Annotated in this window: 28 protein-coding genes; 10 read left to right on the plus strand and 18 right to left on the minus strand. The window is 68.0% G+C overall.

Going from position 1 to position 26,916, the window contains the following annotated elements; genetic code table 11:
- Window positions 1-36: 36 nt before the first annotated feature.
- The 8 genes from ABFO07_RS30285 to ABFO07_RS30320 all read right to left on the minus strand — a co-directional run bounded on the left by ABFO07_RS30285 (window position 37) and on the right by ABFO07_RS30320 (window position 8,237).
- Complete coding sequence (locus ABFO07_RS30285; RefSeq protein ID WP_059879529.1) at window positions 37-1,125, minus strand: FecCD family ABC transporter permease; 1,089 nt, start codon at window positions 1,123-1,125, stop codon at window positions 37-39.
- Window positions 1,126-1,140: 15 nt separating this feature from the next.
- A complete protein-coding gene (locus ABFO07_RS30290; RefSeq protein ID WP_059889599.1) occupies window positions 1,141-2,049 on the minus strand; it encodes a heme/hemin ABC transporter substrate-binding protein in 909 nt (302 codons plus the stop codon).
- Window positions 2,046-3,134, minus strand: coding sequence for a hemin-degrading factor (locus ABFO07_RS30295; RefSeq protein ID WP_347469295.1), 1,089 nt, complete (start codon window positions 3,132-3,134; stop codon window positions 2,046-2,048). Before ABFO07_RS30295 ends, ABFO07_RS30290 begins: the two co-directional genes overlap by 4 nt.
- A 49-nt stretch (window positions 3,135-3,183) precedes the next feature.
- Window positions 3,184-5,460 carry a TonB-dependent hemoglobin/transferrin/lactoferrin family receptor gene (locus tag ABFO07_RS30300; RefSeq protein WP_059909285.1) on the minus strand — a complete coding sequence of 759 codons (2,277 nt, stop codon included), beginning with the start codon at window positions 5,458-5,460 and terminating at the stop codon, window positions 3,184-3,186.
- A 351-nt stretch (window positions 5,461-5,811) separates the two neighbouring features.
- Complete coding sequence (locus ABFO07_RS30305; RefSeq protein ID WP_026044430.1) at window positions 5,812-6,039, minus strand: hypothetical protein; 228 nt, start codon at window positions 6,037-6,039, stop codon at window positions 5,812-5,814.
- A gap of 108 nt (window positions 6,040-6,147) precedes the next feature.
- On the minus strand, window positions 6,148-6,531 hold the full coding sequence (locus ABFO07_RS30310) for a DUF6232 family protein (RefSeq protein ID WP_059889605.1): 384 nt from the start codon (window positions 6,529-6,531) through the stop codon (window positions 6,148-6,150).
- Window positions 6,532-6,618: 87 nt separating this feature from the next.
- The gene (locus ABFO07_RS30315) at window positions 6,619-6,879 is read right to left on the minus strand and encodes a DUF2866 domain-containing protein (RefSeq protein ID WP_017331139.1); all 261 of its coding nucleotides are present in this window, start codon (window positions 6,877-6,879) and stop codon (window positions 6,619-6,621) included.
- 200 nt (window positions 6,880-7,079) lie between these two features.
- On the minus strand, window positions 7,080-8,237 hold the full coding sequence (locus ABFO07_RS30320; RefSeq protein ID WP_059565789.1) for a porin: 1,158 nt from the start codon (window positions 8,235-8,237) through the stop codon (window positions 7,080-7,082).
- 307 nt (window positions 8,238-8,544) lie between these two features.
- Between ABFO07_RS30320 and ABFO07_RS30325 the strand changes: the two genes are divergently transcribed.
- Window positions 8,545-9,354: a MetQ/NlpA family ABC transporter substrate-binding protein gene (locus ABFO07_RS30325; RefSeq protein WP_059565788.1), complete on the plus strand. Its 810-nt coding sequence runs from the start codon at window positions 8,545-8,547 to the stop codon at window positions 9,352-9,354.
- Between the two features lie 207 nt (window positions 9,355-9,561).
- On the opposite strand, the gene ABFO07_RS30330 is transcribed toward ABFO07_RS30325, so the two are convergent.
- The 4 genes from ABFO07_RS30330 to ABFO07_RS30345 form a co-directional block, all read right to left on the minus strand.
- Window positions 9,562-10,677: a succinylglutamate desuccinylase/aspartoacylase family protein gene (locus ABFO07_RS30330; RefSeq protein WP_059565787.1), complete on the minus strand. Its 1,116-nt coding sequence runs from the start codon at window positions 10,675-10,677 to the stop codon at window positions 9,562-9,564.
- Between the two features lie 217 nt (window positions 10,678-10,894).
- Window positions 10,895-11,677, minus strand: coding sequence for an ABC transporter substrate-binding protein (locus ABFO07_RS30335; protein ID WP_059565786.1), 783 nt, complete (start codon window positions 11,675-11,677; stop codon window positions 10,895-10,897).
- A 236-nt stretch (window positions 11,678-11,913) separates the two neighbouring features.
- The gene (locus ABFO07_RS30340) at window positions 11,914-12,834 is read right to left on the minus strand and encodes a LysR substrate-binding domain-containing protein (protein ID WP_059565785.1); all 921 of its coding nucleotides are present in this window, start codon (window positions 12,832-12,834) and stop codon (window positions 11,914-11,916) included.
- Between the two features lie 95 nt (window positions 12,835-12,929).
- Window positions 12,930-13,901, minus strand: a complete 972-nt coding sequence (locus ABFO07_RS30345) for a GlxA family transcriptional regulator (protein WP_347469296.1) — start codon at window positions 13,899-13,901, stop codon at window positions 12,930-12,932.
- Between the two features lie 104 nt (window positions 13,902-14,005).
- Here ABFO07_RS30345 and ABFO07_RS30350 point away from each other — a divergent pair, with 104 nt between their 5' ends.
- Window positions 14,006-14,314, plus strand: coding sequence for a DUF3817 domain-containing protein (locus ABFO07_RS30350; protein WP_060159909.1), 309 nt, complete (start codon window positions 14,006-14,008; stop codon window positions 14,312-14,314).
- Window positions 14,311-14,712: a CopD family protein gene (locus tag ABFO07_RS30355; protein ID WP_322235162.1), complete on the plus strand. Its 402-nt coding sequence runs from the start codon at window positions 14,311-14,313 to the stop codon at window positions 14,710-14,712. The genes ABFO07_RS30350 and ABFO07_RS30355 overlap by 4 nt, the downstream gene beginning before the upstream one ends.
- Window positions 14,713-14,755: 43 nt before the next feature.
- Here ABFO07_RS30355 and ABFO07_RS30360 read toward each other — a convergent pair whose 3' ends face one another.
- Both ABFO07_RS30360 and ABFO07_RS30365 read right to left on the minus strand, forming a co-directional pair.
- Window positions 14,756-15,349 (minus strand): hypothetical protein, encoded by a 594-nt coding sequence (locus ABFO07_RS30360; RefSeq protein WP_059565782.1) that lies wholly within the window; start codon window positions 15,347-15,349, stop codon window positions 14,756-14,758.
- Window positions 15,350-15,417: 68 nt separating this feature from the next.
- The gene (locus tag ABFO07_RS30365; RefSeq protein WP_060018529.1) at window positions 15,418-15,864 is read right to left on the minus strand and encodes a MarR family winged helix-turn-helix transcriptional regulator; all 447 of its coding nucleotides are present in this window, start codon (window positions 15,862-15,864) and stop codon (window positions 15,418-15,420) included.
- A gap of 82 nt (window positions 15,865-15,946) precedes the next feature.
- On the opposite strand from ABFO07_RS30365, the gene ABFO07_RS30370 reads away from it, so the two are divergent.
- Both ABFO07_RS30370 and ABFO07_RS30375 read left to right on the plus strand, forming a co-directional pair.
- A complete protein-coding gene (locus ABFO07_RS30370) occupies window positions 15,947-16,312 on the plus strand; it encodes a hypothetical protein (protein WP_060018531.1) in 366 nt (121 codons plus the stop codon).
- A gap of 25 nt (window positions 16,313-16,337) precedes the next feature.
- Window positions 16,338-16,955 (plus strand): glutathione S-transferase family protein, encoded by a 618-nt coding sequence (locus tag ABFO07_RS30375; RefSeq protein ID WP_347469297.1) that lies wholly within the window; start codon window positions 16,338-16,340, stop codon window positions 16,953-16,955.
- Between the two features lie 27 nt (window positions 16,956-16,982).
- Here the strand turns inward: ABFO07_RS30375 and ABFO07_RS30380 are convergent, their stop codons facing one another.
- From ABFO07_RS30380 to ABFO07_RS30390, 3 genes are all read right to left on the minus strand, one after another.
- Window positions 16,983-17,303: an H-NS histone family protein gene (locus ABFO07_RS30380; protein WP_059920252.1), complete on the minus strand. Its 321-nt coding sequence runs from the start codon at window positions 17,301-17,303 to the stop codon at window positions 16,983-16,985.
- A 66-nt stretch (window positions 17,304-17,369) separates the two neighbouring features.
- Window positions 17,370-18,395, minus strand: coding sequence for an extracellular solute-binding protein (locus ABFO07_RS30385; RefSeq protein WP_059565777.1), 1,026 nt, complete (start codon window positions 18,393-18,395; stop codon window positions 17,370-17,372).
- Complete coding sequence (locus tag ABFO07_RS30390) at window positions 18,392-20,509, minus strand: ABC transporter permease subunit (protein ID WP_347469298.1); 2,118 nt, start codon at window positions 20,507-20,509, stop codon at window positions 18,392-18,394. The genes ABFO07_RS30385 and ABFO07_RS30390 overlap by 4 nt, the downstream gene beginning before the upstream one ends.
- Between ABFO07_RS30390 and ABFO07_RS30395 the strand changes: the two genes are divergently transcribed.
- The 4 genes from ABFO07_RS30395 (at window position 20,429) to ABFO07_RS30410 (ending at window position 24,620) form a co-directional block, all read left to right on the plus strand.
- Complete coding sequence (locus tag ABFO07_RS30395) at window positions 20,429-20,854, plus strand: GNAT family N-acetyltransferase (protein WP_059879561.1); 426 nt, start codon at window positions 20,429-20,431, stop codon at window positions 20,852-20,854. The genes ABFO07_RS30390 and ABFO07_RS30395 overlap by 81 nt on opposite strands.
- A 3-nt stretch (window positions 20,855-20,857) precedes the next feature.
- Window positions 20,858-21,868, plus strand: a complete 1,011-nt coding sequence (locus tag ABFO07_RS30400) for an AraC family transcriptional regulator (RefSeq protein ID WP_059565776.1) — start codon at window positions 20,858-20,860, stop codon at window positions 21,866-21,868.
- Between the two features lie 176 nt (window positions 21,869-22,044).
- Window positions 22,045-23,232: a M20 aminoacylase family protein gene (locus ABFO07_RS30405; RefSeq protein ID WP_347469299.1), complete on the plus strand. Its 1,188-nt coding sequence runs from the start codon at window positions 22,045-22,047 to the stop codon at window positions 23,230-23,232.
- A 53-nt stretch (window positions 23,233-23,285) separates the two neighbouring features.
- On the plus strand, window positions 23,286-24,620 hold the full coding sequence (locus ABFO07_RS30410; protein ID WP_059801383.1) for an MFS transporter: 1,335 nt from the start codon (window positions 23,286-23,288) through the stop codon (window positions 24,618-24,620).
- 83 nt (window positions 24,621-24,703) lie between these two features.
- Here the strand turns inward: ABFO07_RS30410 and ABFO07_RS30415 are convergent, their stop codons facing one another.
- Complete coding sequence (locus ABFO07_RS30415; protein ID WP_059565773.1) at window positions 24,704-25,492, minus strand: IclR family transcriptional regulator; 789 nt, start codon at window positions 25,490-25,492, stop codon at window positions 24,704-24,706.
- Window positions 25,493-25,713: 221 nt separating this feature from the next.
- Between ABFO07_RS30415 and pcaF the strand changes: the two genes are divergently transcribed.
- Window positions 25,714-26,916 (plus strand): 3-oxoadipyl-CoA thiolase, encoded by a 1,203-nt coding sequence (gene pcaF / locus ABFO07_RS30420; RefSeq protein ID WP_059990964.1) that lies wholly within the window; start codon window positions 25,714-25,716, stop codon window positions 26,914-26,916.

Here is a 26,916-nt window from a genome sequence, read left to right on the forward strand (position 1 = left end):
CATCGGGGATGGGCGGCGACATGATCTCCGGCGCGCTCATCCCCCCAGCGCGCCGCGGCTTTTCCACAGCAGCGCGAGAAAGAACGGCGCGCCGAGCAACGCGGTCAGCACGCCGAGCGGAATCTCGGCCGGCGCGGCCACGGTGCGCGCGGCGAGATCGGCGACGAGCGTCAGCAGCGCGCCGAGCAACGCGGCGCCGGGCAGCACGACGCGCTGGTCGGGGCCGCACGCGAGCCGCACGCAGTGCGGCGCGACGAGCCCGATGAAGCCGATGATCCCCGCGCACGACACGAGCGCGCCGACGGCCAGCGCGACCGCGACGAGCACGCGCCGCTTGAGCCGCTGCACCGGCACGCCGAGATGCAGCGCCTCGGTTTCGCCGAGCTGCAGCGCGTTCAGCGCATCGCGTTCGCGCGCGAGCAGCGCACAGCCGATCGCGACGCAGGGCGCGACCGCCGCGAGCGCCGGCCATTGCGCGCCGCCGAGGCTGCCGAGGCTCCAGAAGGTCAGCGAGCGCAGCTGCGCATCGTCGGCGACGAACGTGAGCAGCCCGATCGCCGCGCCGACGAGCGCGTTGATCGCGATGCCGGCGAGCAGCAGCAGCGGCAGCGCGAGCCGGCCGCGCGACGCGGCGAGCCGGTAGACGAGCGCCGCGACCGCGAGCGCGCCCGCGAATGCCGCGACGGGAAGCGCGGCGGCGCTCGCATGCGCGGCGAACAGCGCGGGGCCGAGCACGATCGTCGTGGTCGCGCCGAGCGCCGCGCCGCTCGACACGCCGACGAGCCCCGGATCCGCGAGCGGATTGCGGAACAGCGCTTGCATCGCCGCGCCCGCCGCGCCGAAGCCGCCGCCGACCAGCAGCGCGAGCACGACGCGCGGCGCGCGGATCTCGAACAGCACCGCGCGTGCCTGTTGCGCGGCGGCGTCGCCGGTCAGCGCGGCCCAGGCTTGCGCAGGCGGAATGCGATACGCGCCCACGCACAGCGCGACGAGCGCGGCAATGAGAACCAGGACGGCGAGCGCCGCCAGCGCGTAGGGCGCGAGGCGGCGCGACGCGCCGATGCGCAGGGCGCCGGACGACGGTGCGTGCGATGACGCGGAAAGGGGCGAAGCATGTGCGGGCATCGGATCGATCCGGAATCAGGCGAGCGCATCCGACAGGCGTCGGTGCAGCGTCGTGACGGCAAGCGGCAGGCGCGGGCCGAAACCGAGCAGCAGCAGCGCGTCGAGTGACACGACGCGCTGCGCGCGGCCGGCCGGCGTCGCGGCGAACCCGGGCGCCGCGAGCAGCGCCGCGCGGCCGCCCACCGCGGCGAGCCCTTCGTCGGAAATCAGCACGACGTCCGGCGCTGCGGCGGCGAGCGCCTCGGTCGTCAGCGGCTTGTAGTGGTCGAAGCCCTGCATCGCGTTGCGTGCGCCCGCATAGCGGATCATCGCGTCGGCGGCGGTGCGCTGGCCGGCGGCGAGCGCCTGGTTGCCGGTGTGATTGAGCACGAACAGCACGCGCGGCGCCGCCGCGCCGCCGGGCGGCCGCGCGGCAACCGCATCGCGCGCGGCCTGCCAGTCGCGGTCGAAGCGCTGCAGCAGCGCCGCGCCCGCGTCGCGCACGTCGAGCGCCTGCGCGACGCCTGTGATCTTCGTACGCACTGAATCGACGTCGTGGCGCTCGTCGAAGGCCGTCACCGTGACGCCGGCGCGCTTCACCTGCGCGAGCGCGGCGGGCGGCCCGGCCTCGGCCGACGCGAGCACGAGGTCCGGGCGCAGCGACAGCAGGCCTTCGGCCGACAGGGCGCGTTGATAGCCGACCTTCGGCAGGCGGCGCGCGGCGTCCGGATAGGTGCAGGTCGTGTCCGCGCCGACGAGCCGGAAGCCTGGCGTATCCGCGCCGCCGAGCGCGAACGCCGTCTCCGCGAGCGCGCCGCCGATCACGACGACGCGCTTCGCCGGCGCCTGCGCGTGCCCGCGGCCAGGCAGCACGCCCGCGAGCGCGCCGGCCGCCGCGCTCGCGAGCACGATGCGGCGCTGCCGGTTGAACGGGGCACGGCTCATTGCGCGTCTCCGCGCGACGTGTGCGGCAGGCCCGCGACGAGCGCGCGCCAGTCGTCGCGTTCCGGCCGGCCCGGCTTGCGTTCGCCGAACAGCAGCGCGACGTGCTCGCCCTGCCGGTCGAACAGCTCGACCGACGTGACGATGCCGTCGCTCGTCGGCTTCTTCACGACCCACGCGGCGGCGATCATGTCCTCGCGCACGTGCAGGTTGAAGCTCGGATCGAGCACGTTGATCCACGTACCCATCTCGCGCACGTTCGCGACCGGCCCCGTATGAATCTGGATCATCCCCGCGTTGCCGACGAACACCATGATCGGCTGCCCGCTGCCGGCCGCGTGTTCGAGCGCGTGCCGCAGCGCGCGCGTGTCGACCGGGTACGCGTACTGCGGCTCGGCGAGCCGCAGCGCCTGCAGGCGGCTCACGCCGAAGCGCTGCGTGATGCCGAAGAACTGGTGCGTGTCGGTCATCGCGTTCCACGCCGCGCGGAAGCCGGCGACGTCGATCTCGGTGTCGGCGCGCTCGGGCGCTTTCGGCACGGCCGGCGTGACCGCGAGCCCCGGTTCCTGCCGCGGCGCGCGCCAGCGCTCGACGAACGCGTCGAAGGCCGCGTGATCGCTGTGCGCGCGCAGATAGACCTTGTGGATCGCGTCGCCGTGCGCATCGAAGAACTGCAGGCTCTTCAGCGTGCCGTGCGCGGTCTCGTCGCGCACCGCGAACGCCGATGCCCAGTGACGGTAGAAGATGCGCAGGTCGATGTCGCCGAGCGCGAGGCCGACCGGCCCGTCGTGGCTCATCTGCGCATACTCGCCGTCCTTCTCGTGGACGGCCGCTTCGTTGCGCGTGAGCGCCATCACGCGGCCGAGCCGCGGCATGTCCTCGAACATCGTCGGGAAGCGCGCGTCGAGCCGCACGACGTGCTCGCCGACGAACGCGGCGAGCGCTTCGCCTTCGCTGACGCCGAGCGCCTGCGCGGCGTCGCGGTTGCGCAGCTGGCGCTCGCGCTTGAGCTGGACGAACGCGTCGCGCAGCGCGGCGGCCGAACGCGTATGCGGGGCCGGTTGGGCGGGAAGGGCGGATTGCATCATGTCGGACTCCTTCGGGTGACGGATGGGGAAGGCAGGCAGGCGGCGCGCATCAGAAATCGACCTTCATGCTGACGGCGACGGTGCGCCCGGGGGCGGAATACGCGTCGAGCACCTGCGAATCGGCGGCGATGCCGCGCACGTCCGACCAGTTCCAGTACTTGCGGTCGAACAGGTTGCGAATGCCGATCGTGGCGCTCACGTGCTTGTTGAAGCGGTAGCCGCCACGCACGTCGACGACGAGCGACGACGGCGGCGCGAAGCACGGCTTGTTCGTCTGCGAGCACGCGCCGGCCGGGATGTCCTTGTCGCGCTTCGCGGCCTGGAACAGCAGGTCGGTCTGCACGAACCAGCGCTCGCCCGGCTCGTAGCGCACGCCGAACACGGCCGAGAACGGGTTGACCGTGTCGAGCGGCTGGCTGGCCGCGCCGTTGTTCTGCGTCGAGCCCTTCGTGAAGGCCAGCGCGGTCTTCAGCGTGATGCCGTTCGGCATGATCCATTCCGCGCGGCCTTCGAGGCCGTGGATGCGGGCGTCGGCGAAGTTCACGTACTGGAACACGAACGGATCGTTCGGCCGGCCGGCGCCGGCGATCGTGGTGCGCGAGATGAAGTTGCGGTAGCGGCCCGTGAACGCGGCGGCGCTGTAGCGCACCACGCCGTAGCCGGTGCCGGCCTTGCCGCGCAGGCCCGCTTCGAACGTGTCGCTCGTCTCGGGCTTCAGGTCCGGATTGCCGATCGACGTATAGCCGAACACCGGGTTCGAGAAGCTGCTGTTGACCTGGTCCGGCGTCGGCGTGCGGAAGCCGTGCGCGTACTGCACGTACGGAATCAGCGCGGGCGTGATCTCGTACAGCACCGCGACGCGCGGCGACAGTTCGCGCGCGCTCGACGACACGGCCTTGCCGGTGAACAGCGGATCGTTCGCGCTCGGGCTCAGCCGGTACGCGTCGAAGCGCAGCCCCGGCGTGACGAGCAGCCGCCCGTAGCCGATCTGGTCCTGCACGAACGCGCCGAGCAGCGTGTAGTCGGTGTCCGGGAACGCCTTGTTCGGGAATGCCTCGCCGACGCCCGGCACCGTGCCGTCGCGGAAGTTCTTCACGCGCGACAGGCTGCCGTCGACGCCGTACAGCAGCTTGTGCGCGAACGGGCCGGTCGAGAACGCGCTTTCCGCGAATGCGGAGCCGCCGAACGTGCGCTCCGCGTAGCGGTTGTTGCGCGAGCGCGAGCGCAGCGTGCCGCCGCGCGTCTCGAACGCGAACTGATCCTGCGTCGCTTCCTGGTAGTAGAACTGCGCATGCGCGGTCTGGAACCAGCGGAGCGTGTCGTCGCGGAAGTCGTAGTCGACGCTGAAGCGGTTGCGTTCGAGGCGGTCCTGCGTCGTGAGGCCGAGCGTCTGGGGCGGGTTGATCGCGGACAGCACGTTCGTGTTGATGCGCCGCTGCACGGTTTCCGCGGTGAGCCTGATCGTGTCGCGCGAGGTCGGCGTCAGCACCAGCTTGCCGAGCAGCGATTCCGAGTACACGTCCTGCGGATTCGACGTCGTGCGCAGCGTGCTCGCGCTGTTGTTGCCGCCGCGCGTGTCGATCTCGTGGCCGCGCCGGCCATCGGCGATGATCATGCCCTGCACGCGATCATTGCCGGCCGCGGCCGACACCGTCGCGCCGATGCTGCGGTCGGCCGAGTCGTAGCTCGGCCGGAACGAGAAATAGTAAGGTTTCCGATAGATCGACAGCAGGTCTTGCGGATCCTTCGTGATGAAGTTCACCGCGCCGGTGAGGCCGTCACTGCCGTACAGCGCCGATGCGGGCCCGCGCAGGATCTCGATGCGCTTCAGCGTGTCGAGGTCGGCGTAGTCGCCGCGGCCCGCTTCGAGCGGGCCGAACGAGAACGCGTTCGGCAGGCGGATGCCGTCTTCCATCAGCAGCACGCGGTTGCCTTCGAGGCCGCGGATGTTGATGCTCGAATCGCCGTCGCGGCCGCCGCCTTGCGCGGCGCCGCCGGGCCGATAGGCGGTGCGGCGCACGGTGACGCCCGGCTCGTAGCGCAGCGCGTCCTTGATGTTCGCGGCCTGCTGTTCCTCGAGGTCCTCGTCAGTGATCACCGACACGGAGGCGGCCGTGCGGCTCGCCGCGGTCGCGGTGCGGGTGGCCGTGACGGAGACGGGGTCGAGCAGCGCGGGATTGCCGCGCGTCGACGCGGCGAGAATGGCGGCAGGGGGCGGCGTGGCGCCTTGCGGCAAGGATTCGGCGAAAGCCGGCGCGACGGACAGGCCGACGGCGCCGAACAACGCGGCGCAAATCGGCCGCCGCGCCAACGTAGAGCAATGCACAGGTGGTCTCCCAGTGATGAAACAAGCCCGGAGGCTGGCTGGGTGACGCGTTCACCTGGCTGGCCCGTCCGCGCGATGGGGCGGACGGCTGGTTGATGAAAGGAAAGCGATGAAACTTGTCGAAGTGTAAATGAGAATTATTATCAATACAAGATTCGACGAGCAGGCTGGAATGCGCGCAATGGCGGCGACGCGCTTCGGCGGGAGGCGGGGTGACGCGAACGATTGGATGGGGCGACCGGCGAGCGGGGCCTGCGGCGCGCGCGATCGACGGCCCGGCGCATCGGGCATGCCGGGCCGGTCAGGCGTGCGATGCCGCCGCCCGCGCGCGCCGCAGGCAACGACGCCGCGCTACGACAGCGATTCGACGCGGATCAGCAGGCTGCGCGCGTGCGCGATGAATGCGTCGTGCGTGTCGCGGTCGCCGCGGGCTTCGAGATGAGCTTCTTCGGCGAACGCGATCTGCTCGGCGAAGATCTCGGCGAGCGCGCGGCGTTCGTCGAGGGGAAGCGCGCGAATCATCGAGACGATCAGCAATTCCTGCGCGCGGAGCATGCCGGACAGCGATTGAACGTTCATGCCGACCTCCTCGGTCGATGCGGCGCCGGGCGCCGATCTTTCCATACTAGGCGGTCGCCGGCACTGCGGAAAAGCGCGCGCGCCGGGATGCGGAAGGAACCGGGGAGATCAGCTCGCGGCGGTGGCCGCCTGGGCGCTGCGCACGACTTGCGCGACCCGTTCGACGAATTCGACGTCGACGCTCGACAGCGCCTCGCGCTTGCCGTCGGGCATGTCGACGATGAGCCGGTAGGTCACGTCCTGCGTCAGCCACGCGAGGTAGCCGACCACCGCCAGCATCACGCCGACGACGAGCGCGGCGCTCGAACCGTAAAGGCCGCCCGCGGCAGCCGACACGGCGCCGATCACCGAGATGAGCGACGGGACGAGTTTGTTCTTGGGAATGGTGACGACGTCGACGTGGCGAATGTCACGCAGCGGGAAGACTTGCCCGGCGGCCGACAGGCCGTTGCGCGTGACCATCACGCCGCGTTCGTTGAATGCGTTTTCCATCGTGTGTGGCGTGGACGAAAACGCGCAGCGTAGCAGACTTCATGGCCGCGATGCACGGGACGGAGTGCCGCACGGGGCGGCATGGCATCAGAATTGCAGCCGGCCGTCGCCGTACAGGCGGCCCGGCACGTGCGACGCGACCAGCTCGGCGATTTCCGCGTCGGTGCATTCGGCGGGCACGATCTGGCGTCGTGCAGGCGCGTCGAGATGCATCGTCCATTCGACGAGCCGGTACGGGCGCCCCCACGGGCGCTGCATCTCGACCGACACGCGGCAGCTCTGGACGGGCAGCGAGTGCTCGCGCGTCAGAATCGCATGCAGATGGCTGAAAACGGTATCTTCGATCATCGTAGCCTCCGATCCTGTCTCGTGGTGGCCGGCCGTGTTGCCGGTGTAAAAAAAAAGCCGCCGATGCTCAGGCGGCCAACAGGGGGGGTGAGAGCATCCTCTCAACCCAGAATTAAGCGAAACTTAAAAGCCCATAAAAAAACGCCCCGCCGGAGAGCGGGGCGTTCTTGCCGTCGTGATCCGCGTGTTAAGCGGATGCTTTAGAACTTGTGGCGGATACCGACGCGAGCGGCGATTTGGTTCGACGAGTTCGTGCCCGACGTGCCGAAGTAGCTCGACGAGTTGGAACCGATCTGTGCCTGCACGCCGTCGCCCGATGCCTTCTGGTAGATCACGAGGCCGTACACGTCGGTACGCTTGCTGAGTGCGTAGTCGAGCGCGAGGTTGCCCTGGTTCCAGTGAGCCGAACCGCCGTTTTGCGTCGCGTTCGTGTACGTGTAGCCCGCAGCAGCCGACAGGGCCGGCGTGAGTGCGTACTTCAGGCCGGCTTCATATGCGTTGTAGAACGTGCCGCCCGTGCCCGAGACCGTGGAGAATTGCGTGCGCGTCCACAGCGCCCATGCCGTCGCCGGGCCCCAGACGTAGCGGCCGCCAACGCCATACGTGCGCAGGTCGCGGACGTTGCCCGTGCTGACGTTCGCAATCGTCGTCGAGATTGCCGGGGCCGACTGGCTCGGGAAGCGGATGTCCGTGTAGGCGGCGCCGACCGAGAACGGGCCGTTCGCGTAGTTCAGGCCGAAGCTGTATGCACGCGACGAACCGCCCGAGTTCGTGGCGCCCGTGCCTGCTGCGCCGGCGAAATTCGTCGAGTTCGAGAAGCCGTACAACGCGCCGAACGTGAAGCCTGCGTAGTTCGCGCTCTGGAACTTCACTGCGTTGTTGATGCGGCTCGACGTCAGCTGGTCGACGTCGTTGGCGTGGTAAGCGTAGTTGCCTGCAACCGTGTTGCCGCCGGTCGAGTAGTTCGCGCCGAGCACGTCGGTCGAGAACGAGTACTGGCGACCGAACGTCAGCGTGCCGTACTGAGCCTGGCTCAGGCCGACGTATGCCTGACGGCCGAACATCGCGCCGCCCTGGCCAGCTGCGCCGGTGCCGACGTTGAAGCCGTTTTCGAGCACGAAGATCGCCTTCAGGCCACCGCCGAGGTCTTCCGTGCCGCGCAGGCCCCAACGGCTGCCTTGCGCAATGCCGTCATCGAACTTGAACAGCTTGCTGCCCGGGACCGTCCCGGTCTTGGCGCTGTGGTTCACGTAGCTGACACCTGCATCGATAAGGCCATACAGCGTGACGCTGCTTTGTGCGTGTGCCGCGCTGGCCGTTGCTGCGAGGATGGCGGCGGTCAACAGTTTCTTGTTCAAAGGATTCTCCGAGCGAGTAAATGGCGTGTCCAGTTGCGGTTCCGGCGCTCTGGCGGCGCTCTTACGGACCGGCCGCAACTTTATCGGGACGTCACGTAATGTATGTGACAGCTCTTGTCATATTTAATGAGTGTGGCGCCGATGCGACACCAAATCATGCCCGAATCCCGTGCGGCGGTTATGCCGATTTCGGCTGACGTTTGATTCCGTGCGGGAATATGGTCATGAAATAAGCTTCGTTGGAGGCGATCCGGCCCCATGCGACGATGCGCGTTCATACAACGACACGGGACAGAGGACACCCCCCATGCGACGCTCGAACTGGTTGACCGGCCTTGCCGCCCTCGGTGCGGCCCTGATGCTCGCGGCGCCCGGCGCGCACGCGGAACCGCAGACACTGAAGGTCGGCACGATGAGCGGCCCCGACGCCGATATCTGGGCCGAAGTGACGAAAGTGGCCGCGCGCGACGGCCTCGCGCTCAAGATCGTCGAATTCAACGACTACGTGCAGCCGAACGCCGCGCTCGACGCCGGCGATCTCGACGCGAACGGGTTCCAGCACCAGCCGTTCCTCGACAGCCAGATCAAGCAGCGCGGCTACAAGATCGTCAACGCCGGGCTGACGTACACGATGCCGATGGGCTTCTACTCGAAAAAGCTCAAGTCGCTCAAGGACTTGCCGGTAGGGGCGAAGGTCGGCATCCAGAACGACCCGTCGAACGGCAACCGCGCGCTGCTGCTGCTGCAGAAATACGGCGTGATCAAGCTGAAGCCGGGCGCCGGCACGAACGGCGTGAACGCGACGCCCCTCGACGTTGCCGAGAACCCGAAGAAGATCAAGCTCGTCGAGCTCGATGCCGCGCAGCTGCCGCGCGCGCTGCCGGACCTCGACGCCGCATCGATCAACACCGACTACGCGGTGAAGGCGGGGCTGACGCCGAAGAAGGATGCCATCGCGGTCGAGGATCTGAAGGGGCCGTATGCGAACCTGATCGCGGTGCGCGCGCAGGACAAGGACAAGCCGTGGGTGAAGAAGCTCGTCGCGGCATATGAATCGAACGACGTGCGCAAGTTCATCGACGCGAAGTTTGGCGGCGCGATCATCCCGGCGTTCTGACCGTACCTGCCTTCCCGCGAAAACGACATCGCCCGCGCAAGCGGGCGATGTGCTTTTGTCGACAGGAAAGCCGGCGGCCGGCGCCGCGGTTCAGGCCAACCGATCAGGCCGACCGATCAGGCCGACCGATCAGGCCGACCGATCAGGCCAACCGATCAGGCCGACCGATCAGGCCAACCGATCAGGCCGACCGATCAGGCCAACCGATCAGGCCGACAGCAGCGAGCCGGTGCGGATCGGCGTCGCGCCGGCGATGCGCGCGACTTCCATGCCGGCCGTTGCGAAGCGCACGACCTGGCGCGCATACAGCACGCCCGACACGCTGCTCTTCAGCGTGACGACGCGATCGGTCAGCGGATCGACGATGTCGGCCACTTCCTGCCCCGCCTCGATCCACGCGCCGACCGGCGTGCGGAACACGATCACGCCCGACACCGGCGCGACGAGCGGATCGGTGCCCGCGAGCGGCGTCGCCGGATACGCGAGCGGCGGCAGCGGCGCGGGCGTGCCGTCGATCACGCCGCGCCCGGTCAGGTATTCGACGATCGCCTGCGCATCCTTTTCCGCGAATTCGTACGACACGTCGCGCTCGCTGCGCAGCTCGACGGTGACCGAGATCGCGCCGTTCGGAATCGGGAAGCGGTCGCCGAAGCGCGCGCGCAGATCCGACCAGCAGAAGCTGTGGATCTCGTCGAACGGGTTGCCGACCGAGTTTAGCGCGAGCAGCGACGCCTGCGAATCGAGATAACGTGCGAGCGGCTCGACGTCCTGCCACAGATCGGGGTTCGTATACAGGTGCATCACCGCGTCGTTGTCGCAGTGCAGGTCGAGCACGATGTCGGCGTCGTGCGACAGCTTCTGCAGCGCGAGGCGCTGCGATTCGAGCTCGGTGCGCGGCGCCTGCTCGTCGAGCGCTTCGCGCATCGCGGCGCGCACGACCGCGACGTTGCGCTGCGCGTCGCCCGTCAGGCGCGATTCGACGCGCGGCAGCACGAGCGCCGCGAGATCGTAGAAATTGCGGTTGAAGTTCTGCATCGAGCCGAGCTCGAAGCGGCCGAGGTGATCGCCGAACACGTGCTGCGCGAGGCCGATCGGGTTCGGCACCGGCACGATCACGATTTCGCCGCGCAGCTTGCCGGCGCTCTCGAGCGCGGCGATCTTGCGGCGCAGCAGCGTGGCGACCAGCATGCCGGGCAGCTCGTCGGCGTGCAGCGACGACTGGATGTAGATCTTCTGGCCGCCGCGCGGGCCGTAGTGAAAGCTCGTGATCTGGCGTTCGGTGCCGACGGCGGGGGAAATCAGCGGATGGGTCTGCGTTTGCATGATGAGGGAGTGCGGCGCAGCCGCGAATGATCCGGTGTGCGTGGAAGATCGATTGTACGTTGCCTGTCGCGAACCCATCAAACCGGTGCCGGATCGACGGCTTTTTCCTTTCGAATCATCCGCTTGGTGCGGAAAAAAAACACATCCCCCAGCGCGCGTGCATAAAAAAACGGGCTCCTCGCGGAGCCCGTCTGCGTGCGCGGAAATTGCGCGCGGCTTACTTGCCGTAGACGTCGAAATCGAAGTACTTCTTCGCGATCTTGTCGTACGTGCCGTCCTTGCGCATGTCGCCGATCGCCTTGTCGATCTTCGCCTTCAGGTCGGTGTCTTCCTTGCGCAGGCCGATGCCCGCGCCGTTGCCGAGCGTCTTCGGATCGTCGATGTCGCCGCCGGCGAACTGGAAGTCCTTGCCGCGCGCGGTCTTCAGGAAGCCGATGTCGGCCTGCACCGCGTCCTGCAGCGCGCCGTCGAGGCGGCCCGCGATCAGGTCGGCGTAGACCTGGTCCTGGTTCTGGTACGGCACCACCGTCGCGCCGGCCGGCGCCCAGTAGGTCTTCGCGTACGTTTCCTGGATCGTGCCCTGCTCGACGCCGATGCGGTGGCCCTTCACCGACTTCGCGTCCGGCATCAGCGACGAACCCTTCTTCGCGACGAGGCGCGTCGGCGTGTTGAACAGCTTCGCCGAGAACGCGATCTGCTCCTGGCGCGCCGGCGTCATCGACATCGACGACAGCACGCCGTCGAACTTGCGTGCCTTCAGCGCCGGAATCATGCCGTCGAAGTCATTTTCGATCCACACGCACTTCGCCTTCAGGCGCGCGCAGATTTCGTTGCCGAGGTCCACGTCGAAGCCGACGACCTTGCCGTCCGGGCCTTTCGATTCGAAAGGCGGGTAGCTTGCGTCGACGCCGAAACGCACGGTGGTCCAGTCCTTTGCGTATGCGCTGCCGGCCGATACGGCGAGCAGGGCAACCGTCACAGCCGCAAGAATTTTTTTCACTCGGTGACTCCTCGTTTTGTTCGATGGGTGCGCGGTTGTGCCGCGCCGTAAGCGTTCGGCCCGGCGCGGCTTCGCGTCGGACAGTCCGTTTCGCCCGCCCGATAGGGGCGCGCGACGTGCGGAGATTATCAAGACAAAATACCGCCGGTGCGCCTAGGACATGCCCCGATAGTCGCCGGACGGGCCGGACGGCGGCGCGGTAAAGCTTGCGCGACCGTTTCAAGGAAAGGAACGATTCAGCCCAGCGTTTCGTTGACCGCCCGCTGCAGGCACGCGACGAACTCGCTGACGGCGGGCGTCGGCAGCAGGTCGCGCCGCGCGAGGATCGACAGGTCGAAGCGCGGCAGGGTTTCGTCGAGCTCGGCGGTGCGGATGCCGAGCGGCGCGACCATTGCCGCGAGCGGGCGCGTGAAGCAGCCGATCACGTCCGAGCGCGCGACGAGCCCGAGCGTCACCGCGAACGACATCGGCGAGCGCAGCAGGCGTTTCGGCCGCGGCAGGCCGCGCGCGTCGAACATCGTCAGCATCACGCTGTGCGGAAACTGGTCGGCGCCGACCGTGACGATCCATTCGGCATCGAGCAACTCCTCCAGCCGGCGCGCGTGTGCGAGCGGGTGGCCTTCGCGCATCACGACGGTGAATTCGGTCGAGAACAGCGGCCGCTGCGTGAATTCGCGGTCGAGCGTCGGGACATGGTGCATTGCAGCGATGTCGAGCGTGCCGTTGCGCAATTGCGCGAGCGCGTCCGGCACGGTCACTTCTTCCAGATGCAGGCTCACGTTCGGCATCGACCGGCGGAACGCCGTCACCGCGTGCGGCAGCGCCGTCAGCGCAATCGACGGCATCGTGCCGAGCGCGACGCGCCCCGACATTTCGCCCTTCACCTGCTCGACCGCCTCGACGGTGCGGCGCATGTCGCCGAGCAGCTGCTCGGCGCGCGGCAGCAGCGCGTGGCCGCAGGCGGTCAGCTCGACGCCGCGCACGCTGCGCACCAGCAGCTCCGCGCTGAGCGCCGTTTCGAGCTCGCGGATGGTGTGCGTGATCGCGGGCTGCGTGACGCCGAGCTCGCGCGCGGCGGCGCGCAGGCTCCGGTGGTGCGCGGCCGACACGAAGGCCTGGAGCTGCGCGATATTCAGGGGGCTGCGGATGCGGGTCATGAGTCGGGTCCGGAAACGCGTGAAGGCCCGGGTGCGGCATCGGGCGGGAAGGTTGCGCGGCGGCGTGCGCGCGCAAGCGGGATGTTCATTGCGCGCTACGTGCCCGACCGGGCCCGGAACGCCTGCCGATACCGCTGCGGCGAGGTGCCGACGATGCGCGCGAAGCGCTCGCGGAAGGCGGTGACCGAGCCGAAGCCGGCCTCCGTCGCGACATGTTCGATCGACCGTTCGGTGATTTCCAGCAGCTGCTGCGCATGCCGGACGCGCGCGGTCTGAAGCCATTGCAGCGGCGACGTGCCCGTTTGCGCGTGAAAGCGCCGCGTCAGCGTGCGCACGCTCATCGACGCCTGGCGCGCCATCGCGTCGAGCGTGAGCGGGCGGTGCAGGTTCGCGTGCAGCCAGTCGATCAGGTCGTGCAGCCCTTCGGCGCCGGCCGGGCCGCCGGTCGAACCGCCGGTTCGACGCTCAGGGGCGATGAACTGCGCCTGCCCGCCTTCGCGCATGCGCGGCGTCACCGCGCAGCGGGCGGCGTCGGCGGCGACCGCTGCGCCATAGTCGGCCTGGATCATGTGCAGGCACAGATCGATGCCCGCCGCCGCGCCGGCCGACGTCAGCACCTGGCCGTTGTCAACGAACAGCACGTTCGGATCGACCGACACGCGAGGATAGCGGCGCGCGAGTTCCGCGGCCGCGAGCCAGTGCGTCGTGGCGCGCAGTCCGTCGAGCAGCCCCGCCTCCGCGAGCACGAACGCGCCGGTGCAGATCGACGCGATCCGGCAGCCGCGCTCGGCTGCTGCGCGCAGCGCCGCGAGCACGCGGCGCGACGTGGGCGCCAGCGGCGTGGACGTGCCGGGGACGACGATCGTATCGGCATCGTCCAGCCCGTCGAGGCGGAACGCGGGCCGCAGTTCGAACAGGTCGCCGGCGACGCGCGCCTGCTCGCTGCACACCTGCACACGGTACGCGCCCGCCGTGTCGGGCACGCGCGCGCGCGCGAACGTGTCGCACGCGACGCCAAGATCGAACGGGACGACGTCGGGCAGCGCGAGAACGGCGAGCGTGTGCATGGGCTTCGAGGCCGTGGCCGGAATTCGTTGGAAGCTGGCATTTTAGCCAATGGCTCGCGCCCGCTCCACACGCGACAATGGCGGCACCCACATGGAGGCTCGCAATGAAAGAAGACGACCGCACGGCGCTGCGGAACCTGCAATACCTGTCGTTGCTGGAGGCGGCCACGCTCGTCGCGCTGGTGTGCGTCGCCGTGCCGCTCAAGCATCTGGCCGGCTATCCAGCCGCGGTGTCGATCATGGGCCCGATCCACGGCATCGCGTTCGTGACGTACGTGTGGGCGGTGGTCGGCACGGCGTCGAGCGGGCTGTGGCGCAGGGCGGAGGTTGCGCGGCTCGTACTGTCGGCGCTCGTGCCGTTCGCGGGGCTGGCGAGCGCCGGGTGGATCGCGCGCAGGCGGGAGGCGCAATGAGCTACCTGCTGCTCAAGGCCGCTCATGTGCTGGCCGTCGTTACGTTCGCAGGCGGGCTGCTGATGCTGTCCGTGTGCGTGCGCATCGTCAATCTCGCGGTTCATCGCGCGGTGCGGCGCTGGGATCGCGTCGTGACGGCGCCGGCGCTTGCGCTCGTCTGGATCACCGGCATCGCGCTCGCGCTGCACGGGCACTGGTTCGGCGATGCGTGGCTGTCGTTGAAGCTCGTCGTCGTGGTCGCGCTGTCGGCGTTGCACGGCATCCTGGCCGGCACGCTGCGGCGCATGACGCGCGACGATCTCGTCGTCGTGCCGAAACCGTGGCTTGGGCAGGCTGCGGGCGCAGTCGTTGTCGCGACGGGTATCGTCGTCGGGCTGGTCGTGATCAAGCCGTTCTGATGCGGGGTGACATGGCGCGCGGGCCCGCGCGGCGTTTCTCCCGTCACGCGAGCGCCGCTTCCACGGCCGTCAGCGTGCGGCGGCGGATCCAGCCGCTCGCCAGCCGGATCGCGAGCCAGTACGGCATGAATAGAAGCCGCGTGCGTGCGGTCGGACAATGCACGAAGGTTTCGGTGCGCAACGCATGTGCGCCGTGACCGCAGTCCGCCACCTGGAAACGCAGCACGAGCTTCGCATCGCGCGGGTCGGCGTGGCGCACGAAGGCGTCGGCATCGGCGATGGTTCGAAGGTCGAAATCCGGGCGCCAGAAGCGGCCGACGAGGCCGAGCGACAGCGAGCGGTCGTCGCGCTGCAGCAGCGTGAACGTGTCGAGGCCGAAGGGCTCGCGTTCGCGGCGTGCGGCTTCGTTGCGCAGCGCGCCGATCACGGCCGACGGGAATTCGCGCACGGTCAGCAGCGTGTTGACGATCGGGTCGGTGCGCATGTCCAGCGACGCGACGGTGTCGATGATGCGGTCGGGCGGCGCGTCGATCGGCCGCGATTGATGGCATTCATGGAAGCCGAACGACGGGATGAACGGCGGCCGGTTGCCGGCCGTCCGGCTCGACGATTCCGGGATGATGCCCAGTGCGTTCATGGCGGCTCCGTGACGTAAAGCCCGATCGTAGCATCGGCGCCGGCAGGCTGCCTTTTGTGTCGCAAGCGTTACGAAAGCGCGCGCAACTGGTCGCGCAGCCGGTCGACCTCCTCCGTGGAAAACGGCTTCTCGATCTCCGCGTGCGCTTGCTGCCATACCGGGAACGCCTTGGCCAACAGGCGATGGCCGGCCGGCGTCAGGCTGAGCAGGCGGCTGCGTCTGTCGTCGGGATCCTGCGTGATGGCGACCAGATCGCGCCGTTCGAGCGGCTTGAGCGCCGCGGTCAGCGTGGTGCGATCCATCGCCAGCAGTGCCGACACGTCCTTCATCGCCGGCGGGTGGGGGCGGTTCAGCGACATCAGCAGCGAAAACTGCCCGTTCGTCAGGTCCAGCGGGCGCAGCGCGTCGTCGAACACGCGTGCGAGATTGCGTGCCGCCCGCTGCATGTGCAGGCACAGGCAGCAATCGCGCACCATCAGCGTCGATTCGAAAGGGAGGGTTTCTTTTCGTGACATGTTGCAATTGTGTTGATATCAACCTATCGTGTCAAGGGCAGGGCGCGACGCCCCGTTGCGCCCTTCACCGGACGGAGGGGTCATGAGCGATCGACAGGTGTTTCTCGCCGTTTTCCTCGGCAGCAAGAACAGCCCGCGCATGAAGGCGTGGCTCGCGATGACGGACCAGGAGCGGCATGCGCGGGAGCAGGAGGGCATCGCCGCATGGAAGGCGTGGGTCGAACGGCATCGGGCGTCGATCCTCGAGATCGGCGGGCCGCTCGGCAAGACCAAGACGATCGGCGAGCAAGGCATCGTCGATGCGTCCAATGCGCTGACGGCCTTCACGGTCGTGCGCGCCGCGTCGCACGAAGACGCGGCCCGGCTGTTCGAAAACCACCCGCATTTCACGATCTTCCCGGGCGAGTCGATCGACGTGATGCCGGTGCTGCCGATTCCCGGCGCATGAGCGTTCGACACATTGGGGGTGCGCCATGAAACTGTACGGATTCCCCGGAACGCGCACGCAGCGCGCGCTATGGGGGCTCAAGGAGCTCGACGCGAATTTCGAGTTCATCTCGGTCAACCTGCTCCAGGGCGAGCACAAGCGGCCCGAATTCCTTCGCCTCAACCCCGCAGGCAAGGTGCCCGTGCTGGTGGACGGCGACCTCGTGATTCCCGAGTCGGCCGCGATCGTGCTGTATCTCGCGGACAAGTACCCGGAGAAGGCGCTGCTGCCGGTCGACCTGGCCGGGCGGGCGCAGGTCTATCGCTGGGTGATGTTCGCGGTCACGGAGCTCGAGCAGCCGCTATGGAGGATCACGCGGCATACGATGCTCTACCCGCCGGAGAAGCGCCTGCCGGCCGATATCGCGCTGGCGCGGGACGATTTCATCGCAATGGCCGCGATCCTCGACGCCCATCTCGAAGGGCGCCGGTTCATCGTCGGCGACGCGCTGACGATCGCCGACTGCGTGACGGCCTATCTGATCGACTGGGCCAACGAACTGAAGCTGATCGACGGGTTCCCGCAATTGCGCGCGTATCTCGAACGCCTGTATGCGCGGCCGAAGGCGCCGCAGCGCATCGCCGAGGCGCTCAAGGCGGCGTGACGGCGCGGCGGCGCGAGCCGCGCCGGACTATGCGTCGGGTCGAATCAGGAACGCGTCGTAGCGCTTGCCCGAAATCCATCGCGGCGGGCGTCCGCGCCCGGCCCAGGTCTCGCCCGTCTCCGGATTCCGGTACTTGGGCTTGAGGCGGCCGAGCCGGCCGTTGCGGCCGGCGGCCCGCCTGCGTTCGCCAAAGAGGTCGCGCTCCGTGATGCCGTATTCGATCATGGTCTTTCGTATCGACGCGAGGACCGACTCGATTTCCCGCTTGCGCGCCTCTTCGATGGCCGCCTGGAGTTCGCCAAGCTTGTTCTTCAGCGCGCCATAGGATTCTTGGTGATCATGTTTCATGGTGACTGACTCCGAGGAATCTCGAGATGAAAACGGACCGCTGTTGCAGGGCGAAGCGCGTGCCGCTCATTCCTTGAGCTTCGCCCAGACCTTGTTGCGCAGCGTGACGGCCGCCGCCGAACACATCTGGAAGGGCTTCAGGCGGCCTTTCAGCGCCGCGGGCGTCACGACGGCGGGATTGGCGAGCAGCGCGGGCTCCATGAACTTTTCGGCGCCCGAGATCGCGTTGTCGTACTTCAGCGCGTTCGACACCACCGCGATGTTCTCCGGCTTCATCATCCAGTTGATGAACGTATAGGCTTCCGAAACGTTTTTCGCCCTGGCCGGTATCAGCAGGCTGTCCATGAACAGCCGCACGCCTTCGCGCGGATACGCGAAACGGACGCTCGGCAGGATCTTCTGCGCGCGCACGCTCGCGCCGTTCCAGTTCTGCTCGACGATCACCTGCCGGGACGCGATCCGGTCGACCGTGCCGTCGTTGCTGTAAACCTTGACGTACGGCTTCTGCTTCATCAGCACGCCGAGCACCCGCTTCGCATCGGCGGCGCTCTCGGTGCATTCGTTCTGGCCGAGATACCAGCTCGCGGCCATGTAGAGTTCTTCCTGCACATCGAGGTCGGCAACCTGGCCGCGCAGCGCCTCGGCGGGCTCGAAGAACGACTTCCACGAGTCGTCGAGCTTGCCGCCGGGCACACGCGCGCTGTCGTACGAAATCCCGGTGAGCACGATGGTGTACGGCATCGCGTAGTCGCGGCCGGGGTCGAACGTCGGGTGCCGGTACTCCGGCTTGACGTTCGCGAGGTTCGGCAGCTTCGACTTGTCGAGCTTCGTCAGCAGGCCGCCGTTCGCGAGCACCGGCACGTAGTAGTCGCCGGCCACCACCACGTCGTAGCTGCCGCCGCCCGCCTGGAGCTTGGTCAGCAGGGTGGCGTCGCTGTCGTAGGTGTCGAGCGTGGCCTTGATGCCCGTCTCCTTCTGGAACTTGGCCAGCAGCGACGACGGGAAATAGTCCGGCCAGTTCGCGAAATGCAGTTCGGCACCATGGGCGGCAACGGACAGCGAACAGGCCGCGGCGAGAATCAGTTTCTTCACTCAATACCCCTTGCTAGTCGTACAGGTGTGGTCATCAAGGCGGGCGCGATCGCCTCACGCTTCCCGTCGCGGTGCTGCCGGCGCCGGTTCAGCACCGCGCCGGCGATCACGAGCAGCGCGGACGCGACGATGACGATCGTGGAGATCGCGCTGATCTTCGGCGACACGCCGACCTTCAGCGCGCCGTAGAGGTAGGTCGGCAGCGTGATCACGCCGGCCCCGGCAACGAAATAGGTGGTGACGAAATCGTCGAGCGACGTGACGAAGCTCAGGATCGCGCCGGTCATGATTCCCGGCCAGATGAGCGGCAAGGTCACGCTCCGGAACGTCTGGAACGGCGTGGCCGACAGCGTCGCGGCCGCATCGAGCAGATCCCGGTCGATCTTCTGCACGCTGGCCCTGATCGGCAGATAGGCGACCGGCAGGCAGAACACCGCATGCGCGAACAGCACGGTCAGGAAATTCAGCTCGATCGACAGCGCGGCGAACCCGAGCAGCGTCGCGATGGCCAGCACGATCTCCGGGACGATGAGCGGGATCTTCAGCACCTGCTCGAACAGCCGCGCGATTCCCGCGCTGCCGTCGCCGATGCCGATGGCGGCCGGCACCGCCACCACGGTCACGATGGCGACGGTCAAGCCGGCGAGGCAGAACGACGTCGACGCGGCGCGCAGCAGGTTCTCGTCGGCCAGCACCTGCGCGTAGCCGTCCATCGCGAATCCCTGCCAGACCAGCGCGGACGGCCCCGCATAAAAGCTGGTGACGACGAGCGCGAGGATCGGCGCATAGAGAAACGCCAGCATCGGCAGCGCGATCCATGCGACGCCCGGGTAAGTGGCGTGGCTGTCGCGGCCGCCGGCGCCGCGCCCGGGGATCAGCGGCGCGCGGCGCGCGAACCATGCGACGAGCCCGACGAGGCCGATCAATGCGACGGAAAGGGCGGCGCCCAGCGGCCAGTTGCGGTCGGACGTGAACGCCAGTTGCACGAGATTGCCGACCATCATCGACTTCGCGCCGCCGAGCAGGTCCGGGACGACGTACGCGCCCAGCGCGGGCACGAACACCAGCGCGATGCCGGCCCGGACGCCCGGCATGCAGGCGGGGATCACGACCCGGCGCAGCACGGCGGCGGGCGATGCGCCGAGCGTGGCGGCCGCTTCGGCGATCTCCCAGTCGAACTCGCGCAGCGTCGCGTAGATCGGCAACACCATGAAGGGGAAGAAAATGGACACCAGCCCGATCATCGTGGCGGTGTTCGAATACAGGATGCCCGACGCGCCCGGCCGATCGAGCAGCGCGTTCAACCCCTGGTTCACGAGGCCGCCGTCCGCGAGCAGGATGACCCAGCCATATGCACGCACGACGAGGCTGATCGCGAAGGGCGCAATCACCAGCAACAGGAAAGTCGTGCGCCGGGACGCTTTCTGGGTGGCGATGAATAATGCGGTCGGCAATCCGGTCAGGACGCAAAGGAGCGTGGTGGCCGATGCGAATAAAAACGAGCGTAAAAAGATCGCAGGATAGGCCGATCTAAATACCGTATTTCCGTCGAAATCATGTTCGAATATCAGGCCGACATAGGCATCGAGCGAATGCGACGCCCACGCCACGCCGCCGAAATCCAGCGGCCGGCAAAGGGAGACATACAGCACCACGGCAATCGGCGCGAGCATGCCGGCGATCAGCAGGATGGCCGCGGGCCAGCAACCGGCATGCCGTGCAGGCGGCGTAATCCGATGTTCGCGCATGCGCGCCTCCCCCATGGCATCCGACCTTCTTTGGTATACGTTGACAAACGAAAGCTTACCGGAAGCGCAATGAATCGAGATGGCGGATTTGCACCTTTTGCGCCAATATGACCACCTTATGCGCCATGCGCGGCGCATTCCGATCGAGTTGCCATATAGTCCGGTTCGGTCAGTTTTAAATATTGGAATTGTGAATGATTTTGTTGATTGCCGGTGTGTGAATTGCTGCCTCTGCTTGGAGATAAATTGAAAAGCCGCGAACTGAACGATCTTTCCATTCGCCCGTTGACGGAACAGGATATCGGCGATTTCTACGACATCCGCTTTTCGGTCAAGGAGAACCGCATCCATCCGCATCAGGTGCATTTGCTGGATCGGAGCCTGCTCGTCGAGCAGATCAACCAGGGCGGCGGGTGGATCTGCGTCGACGAAGCCAGCGGCGTCGCGGCGGGCGTGTGCCTGCCGATCGTCGCGGAAACGCCGATGATCAGCGGGCTGTTCGTGCGCCCCGACTATCATCGCCGAGGCATCGGCGCGGCGCTGCTGACGAAGTCGCTCGACTGGCTCGCGGCGCAGGGCGTGCAGACCGTGACGCTCGTGACGGACCCCGGGTCGAATGCGGATCGCTTCTACCAGGGGCTCGGGTGGCAGCGCGGCAACCTCGACGCGTACGGCGTGCAAGTGATCTTCACGAAAGCCCTGCGGCGCTGAGCCATGCAGCGCGCGACTCCGCTGGCGGCCGACCTTGCGAGCCGAAGCCCGGCGCCCCTGCATACCATCATCATCACCGTCCGCGTGCTCGAGAAGCTCGGCCATTCGGTCGACGCGCTGCTGGACGGCTCCGGCATCACGACCGCGGACCTGACCAAGCCGGACCTGATCGTCTCGCATGCGCAGGAGCTGATCGTGCTCGCCAATGCGCTGCGCGTCACCGAGGACGAGTCGATCGGCCTCACGATCGGGAAGGCCATTCCCGTGACCGCATACGGCGCGCGCGGGCACGCGATGCTCGTGAGCCCGACCTTGCGCGACGCGTTGAATCTCGCTTACGCGTATCCGCTGCTGGCCATCACGTACTTCAAGTCGGTGCTGCACGAGTACGACGACGATGCGGTCATCACGATCGGCGGCTATGCGTATCGGTCCGACCTGCGGATCCTGAACACGGCGATGTGCGTCGGGGCCTCCGTGCGGGAAGTGTCGGACCTCGTGCAGCCGCTGCCGGCGTTCAAGCGGATCACCTTCGATTTCCCGCGCCCGAGCCACCCGGAACGGTATGAGGCGCTGCTCGGATGCGAGGTGCTGTTCGACATGCCCAGCACGTCGATCGTGATGCCCCGGCGCTATCTGTCGTCGCCGCTGTTCTACCACCACGAGATCGAATACGAAGTGGCGCGGAACCTGTGCGAGCAGCGGGAGCGCGAGTTGCGCGCATGGAAGCCCGACCGGATCGTCACCCGCGCATTGCAGTGCCTGCACGAGTATGGCGGCGTGCTGAAATCCGAGGAGCTGGCCGGCCTGATCGGCGTGTCGCATCGCGGCATGCAACGAGAGTTCGAGCGCGCGGGCGTCAGCTATCGCCGGTTGCGCGACGAGGTGCGGCGCGCGCGGGCGCTGGAATATCACGGCCATGCGGGCTCGTCCGCGAAGGCGCTGGCGCGGGAGCTGGGCTATGGCTCGACGTATGCGCTGAAGCGGGCCAAGGCGCGCTGGGACGGGCGATAGCGCAGGCGCCGGAGCGCGTGCATCGAGCCGCTTCGCCGGGAAAACCCTGATTAAAATTTCTTATCGCGGTGAAAAATTTAGCATCTTATTGAACGGGATTTGGCTCGATATAGTGGCTCGCTTTCGTCGCCCCGCCGACGCGGACGCCACACCAGAACACGAGCCGGAGCCCCTTCATGACCGACACCCGCTACACCGAAGTCGAGGATCTGCTGCCCGCCGCCGCCGGGCTGCGCGAGATCCGTCATCACATCCACCATCATCCGGAACTCGCGTACGAGGAAGTCGAGACTGCCGCGCTCGTCGCCGACAAGCTCGCGCAATGGGGCTGGCAGGTCACGCGCGGCGTCGGCCGGACCGGCGTGGTCGGCACGCTGCGGGTGGGCGACGCCGCGCGCAGCATCGGCATCCGCGCGGACATGGACGCGCTGCCGATCGTCGAGGCGACCGGCCTGCCTTACGCGAGCGCGACGCACGGCAAGATGCACGCATGCGGCCACGACGGCCACACGACGATGCTGCTCGGCGCCGCGCAGCATCTCGCGAAAACCCGCAACTTCTCCGGCACCGTGCAGCTGTATTTCCAGCCGGCCGAGGAGCATGGCGTCGACAGCGGCGCGAAGAAGATGATCGACGACGGCCTGTTCGAGCGCTTTCCGTGCGACGCGGTGTTCGGCATGCACAACCATCCGGGCGCGGCTCCCGGCGTGTTTCTCACGCGGCGCGGCCCGTTCATGTCGGCCGGCGACAAGGCGATCATCTCGATCGACGGCGTCGGCGGGCACGCGGCGCGGCCGCATCTCACGGTCGATCCGGTGGTCGTCGCCGCGAGCATCGTGATGGCGCTGCAGACGATCGTCGCGCGCAACGTCGACCCCGCGCAGCCGGCGGTCGTCACGGTCGGCTCGATGCACGCGGGCACCGCGAACAACGTGATCCCGCACGGCGCGCGGCTCGAGCTGAGCGTGCGATCGTTCAGCCCCGACGTGCGCGCGCTGCTGAAGCGCCGCATCGTCGAGCTCGCCGAATCGCAGGCCGCGAGCTATGGCGCCACCGCGCAGGTCGACTACATCGAAGGCTATCCGGTCGTCGTCAATTCCGATACGGAAACCGATTTCGCCGCGCAGGTCGCGCGCGAACTGGTGGGCGACGCGAACGTCGTCGAGCAGACCGACCTGCTGATGGGCAGCGAGGATTTCGCGTTCATGCTGCAGCAGCGCCCGGGCTCGTTCGTGCGCCTCGGCAACGGCGCGGGCGAGGACGGCTGCATGGTGCACAACCCGAAATACGACTTCAACGATCGCAACCTGCCGATCGGCGCGGCGTTCTGGACGCGCCTCGTGGAGCGTTATCTGGGCCGCTGAAGCCGGCAGCACGCGGCCGGCGCTTCCGGCCGATTCGATCGGAAACCTGAACGATGCAGAAAGATCCTCTCGCATTGCCTGCCGCCGCGTCCGTCGCCATCGCGGCCGACGCCCGACCCGCCGCCCCTTCGGTCACCCGGCGCGGCGCGATCGCGGCGGCGGTGATCGGCAACTGGCTGGAGTTTTTCGATTTCACCGTGTACGGCTTCTTCGCGGTGCTGATCGGCAAGCTGTATTTCCCGTCGAGCGACCCGACGACGTCGCTGCTGCTGTCGGTCGCGACGTTCGCGGCCGGGTTCTTCACGCGGCCGCTCGGCAGCATCGTGCTCGGCGTCTACGCGGATCGCCACGGCCGCAAGGCCGCGCTGAACCTGACGATCATGCTGATGGCGCTCGGCACGGGCCTGATCGCGATCGCGCCGACGTATGCGCAGATCGGTGTGGCCGCGCCGCTGATCGTCGTCTGCGCGCGGCTGATGCAGGGCTTCTCGCAGGGCGGCGAATTCGGCGCGGCGACCTCGACGCTGCTCGAACAGGGCGGCGTGTCGCGGCGCGGGTTCCGCGCGAGCTGGCAGCTCGCGACGCAGGGCGGCGCCGCGCTGATGGGCTCGGGCTTCGCGGCGCTGCTGTCGAACACGCTCGCGAAGGGCGCGCTCGAAAGCTGGGGCTGGCGGATTCCGTTTTTCGTCGGCGTGCTGATCGCGCCGGTCGGCATGTTCCTGCGCCGGCGGCTCGCGGACGATGCGCCCGGCGACAGCCATCACGGCATCGACGGCGGCGTGCTGCGCGAGCTGTTCTCGCAGCACGCGCGCACGGTGCTGCTGCTGACGCTCACGGTGATGGGCGGCACGGTGTCGACCTACATCCTGACCTTCTACATGCCGACCTATGCGATCCACACGCTCGGGCTGCCGATGAAGCTGTCGATGTTCGTCGGCGTCGCGTCGGGGTGCGTGATGCTGGTCACGTGCCCGCTGTTCGGCTGGCTGTCGGACAGGATCGGCAGCCGGCGCCTGCCGATCTTCGTCGGCCGCGGCGTGCTCGTCGCGCTGCTGTTCCCCGCGTTCTGGCTGATGAACCGTCACCCGTCGCTGTCGGTCATCATGCCGCTGACCGCGCTGATGCTGCTGTTCTACTCGATGGGGTCCGCGTCGGAATTCGCGCTGATGTGCGAATCGTTCCCGCGCCGCGTGCGGGCGACCGGGATCTCGATCGCGTATGCGCTTGCGGTGACGATCTTCGGCGGCACGTCGCAGCTCGTCGCGACGTGGCTCGTGCAGACCACCGGCAGCAAGTTCGCGCCGGCCGGGTATGTCGCGGTGTGCGTGCTGGTGTCGCTGGCGGCGGTCGCAATGCTGCGGGAGACGGCGGGGGACACGGGCGATTGACGGCTCGTGCGCGGTGGGCGCCGGCGCCGAACGGGGCCCCGGCATCCGCCTGATGGGCCCGGCATCCGCCGCCCGCGCGCGCGTCACCCGCGCCGCGCCACCAGCTCCGACACCGTCTGCGCGGCCTGCTGCAGCGGCCCGAGAAACTCCTTCACCATCTGCTTTGCGGTATGCCGCTGCGCATTGCCGCTCACGTTCATCGCCGCGATGATCTGCCCGCGCCGGTTGCGGATCGGCGCGGAGATCGACATCAGGCCCACTTCGAGTTCCTGGTCGACCACGGCCCAGCCCTGCTGGCGCACCTGCGCGATGGTCGCCTTCAGTTCGCCGAGATCCGTGATGGTGCGCTGCGTGTGCGCGCGGATGCCGCTTTGCGCGAGCGTCGCGTCGAGCGCCGCATCGTCGAGCGCGGACAGCAGCACGCGGCCCATCGACGTGCAGTACGCGGGCAGCCGGCTGCCGATCGACAGGTTGATCGTCATGATCTTGTGCGTCGGCACGCGCAGCACGTAGACGATCTCGGTGCGGTCGAGCACCGCGGCCGAGCAGCTTTCGTGGATCTGCGCGGACAGCTGCTCCATCACCGGTTCCGCGAGATTCCAGAACGGCATCGACGTCAGGTACGCGAAGCCGAGCTCGAGAATCTTCGGCGTGAGCCGGAACAGCCGGCCGTCCGCCTCGACGTAGCCGAGCGTCTGCAGCGTGAGGAGAATCCGGCGCGCGCCCGCGCGCGTGAGGCCGGTCGCCGACGCAACCTCGGTGAGGGTCTGCTCGGGACGGTTCGCGTCGAACGCGCGGATCACCGCGAGCCCGCGCGCGAACGACTGGACGTAGGAGTCGCCGGGTTTGGCCTGGATGTCTTCGGTAGTCATGAGCTGTCGGAATGTCGTGCAGCCGAGAAGATAGCGCATGGGGCCTGACACGCCAACCACGCGGCCGCCGCCGGCGCTTGACAGGTCGTCCCCGCGCTCCCTATGATGCTTCGAACGTTCGATACACGATCTTATGTTCGTATATAGAACATTAGAGCGCATCCCGGCGGGCAATGCAATGGGGGTGCCCGTTCCATTTCCTGGATTCCTGGAGACACTTGATGACCGAAGCTTTCCTGTGTGATGCCATCCGCACCCCGATCGGGCGTTACGGCGGTGCATTGTCCGGCGTGCGCGCCGACGATCTCGGCGCGGTGCCGCTCAAGGCGCTGGTCGAGCGCAACCGCGACGTCGACTGGGCCGCGATCGACGACGTGATCTACGGCTGCGCAAACCAGGCCGGCGAGGACAACCGCAACGTCGCGCGCATGTCCGCGCTGCTGGCCGGCCTGCCGACCGACGTGCCGGGCTCGACGATCAACCGGCTGTGCGGCTCCGGGATGGACGCCGTCGGCTCCGCCGCCCGCGCGATCAAGTCCGGTGAAGCGCGGCTGATGATCGCGGGCGGCGTCGAGAGCATGACCCGCGCGCCGTTCGTGATGGGCAAGTCGGCCACCGCGTTCGCGCGCCAGGCCGACATCTTCGATACGACGATCGGCTGGCGCTTCGTCAATCCGCTGATGAAACAGCTGCACGGCGTCGACTCGATGCCGGAGACGGGCGAGAACGTCGCGACCGACTACAACGTCAGCCGCGCGGACCAGGATCTGTTCGCGCTGCGCAGCCAGCAGAAGGCCGCGCGTGCGCAGCAGGACGGCACGCTGGCGCAGGAAATCGTGCCCGTCACGATTCCGCAGAAGAAGGGCGACCCGCTCGTCGTATCGCGCGACGAGCATCCGCGCGAGACGTCGCTCGAGGCGCTCGCGAAGCTCAAGGGCGTCGTGCGTCCGGACGGCACGGTCACGGCCGGCAACGCGTCGGGCGTCAACGACGGCGCATGTGCGCTGCTGCTCGCGAACGAGGCGAGCGCGAAGCGCTTCGGCCTGACGCCGCGCGCGCGCGTGCTCGGCGTGGCGACGGCGGGCGTCGCGCCGCGCGTGATGGGCATCGGCCCGGCACCGGCCACGCAGAAGCTGCTCGCCCGGCTCGGCATGACGATCGACCAGTTCGACGTGATCGAGCTGAACGAGGCGTTCGCGTCGCAGGGGCTCGCGGTGCTGCGGATGCTCGGCGTCGCCGACGACGATCCGCGCGTGAACCCGAACGGCGGCGCGATCGCGCTCGGCCACCCGCTCGGCGCGTCGGGCGCGCGGCTCGTCACCACCGCGATGTACCAGTTGCATCGCACGAAGGGCCGCTATGCGCTGTGCACGATGTGCATCGGCGTCGGCCAGGGCATCGCGCTCGCGATCGAACGCATCTGA

The organism is Burkholderia stagnalis (assembly GCF_039848545.1).
In the GTDB taxonomy this organism is placed as follows: Bacteria; Pseudomonadota; Gammaproteobacteria; order Burkholderiales; family Burkholderiaceae; genus Burkholderia; species Burkholderia stagnalis.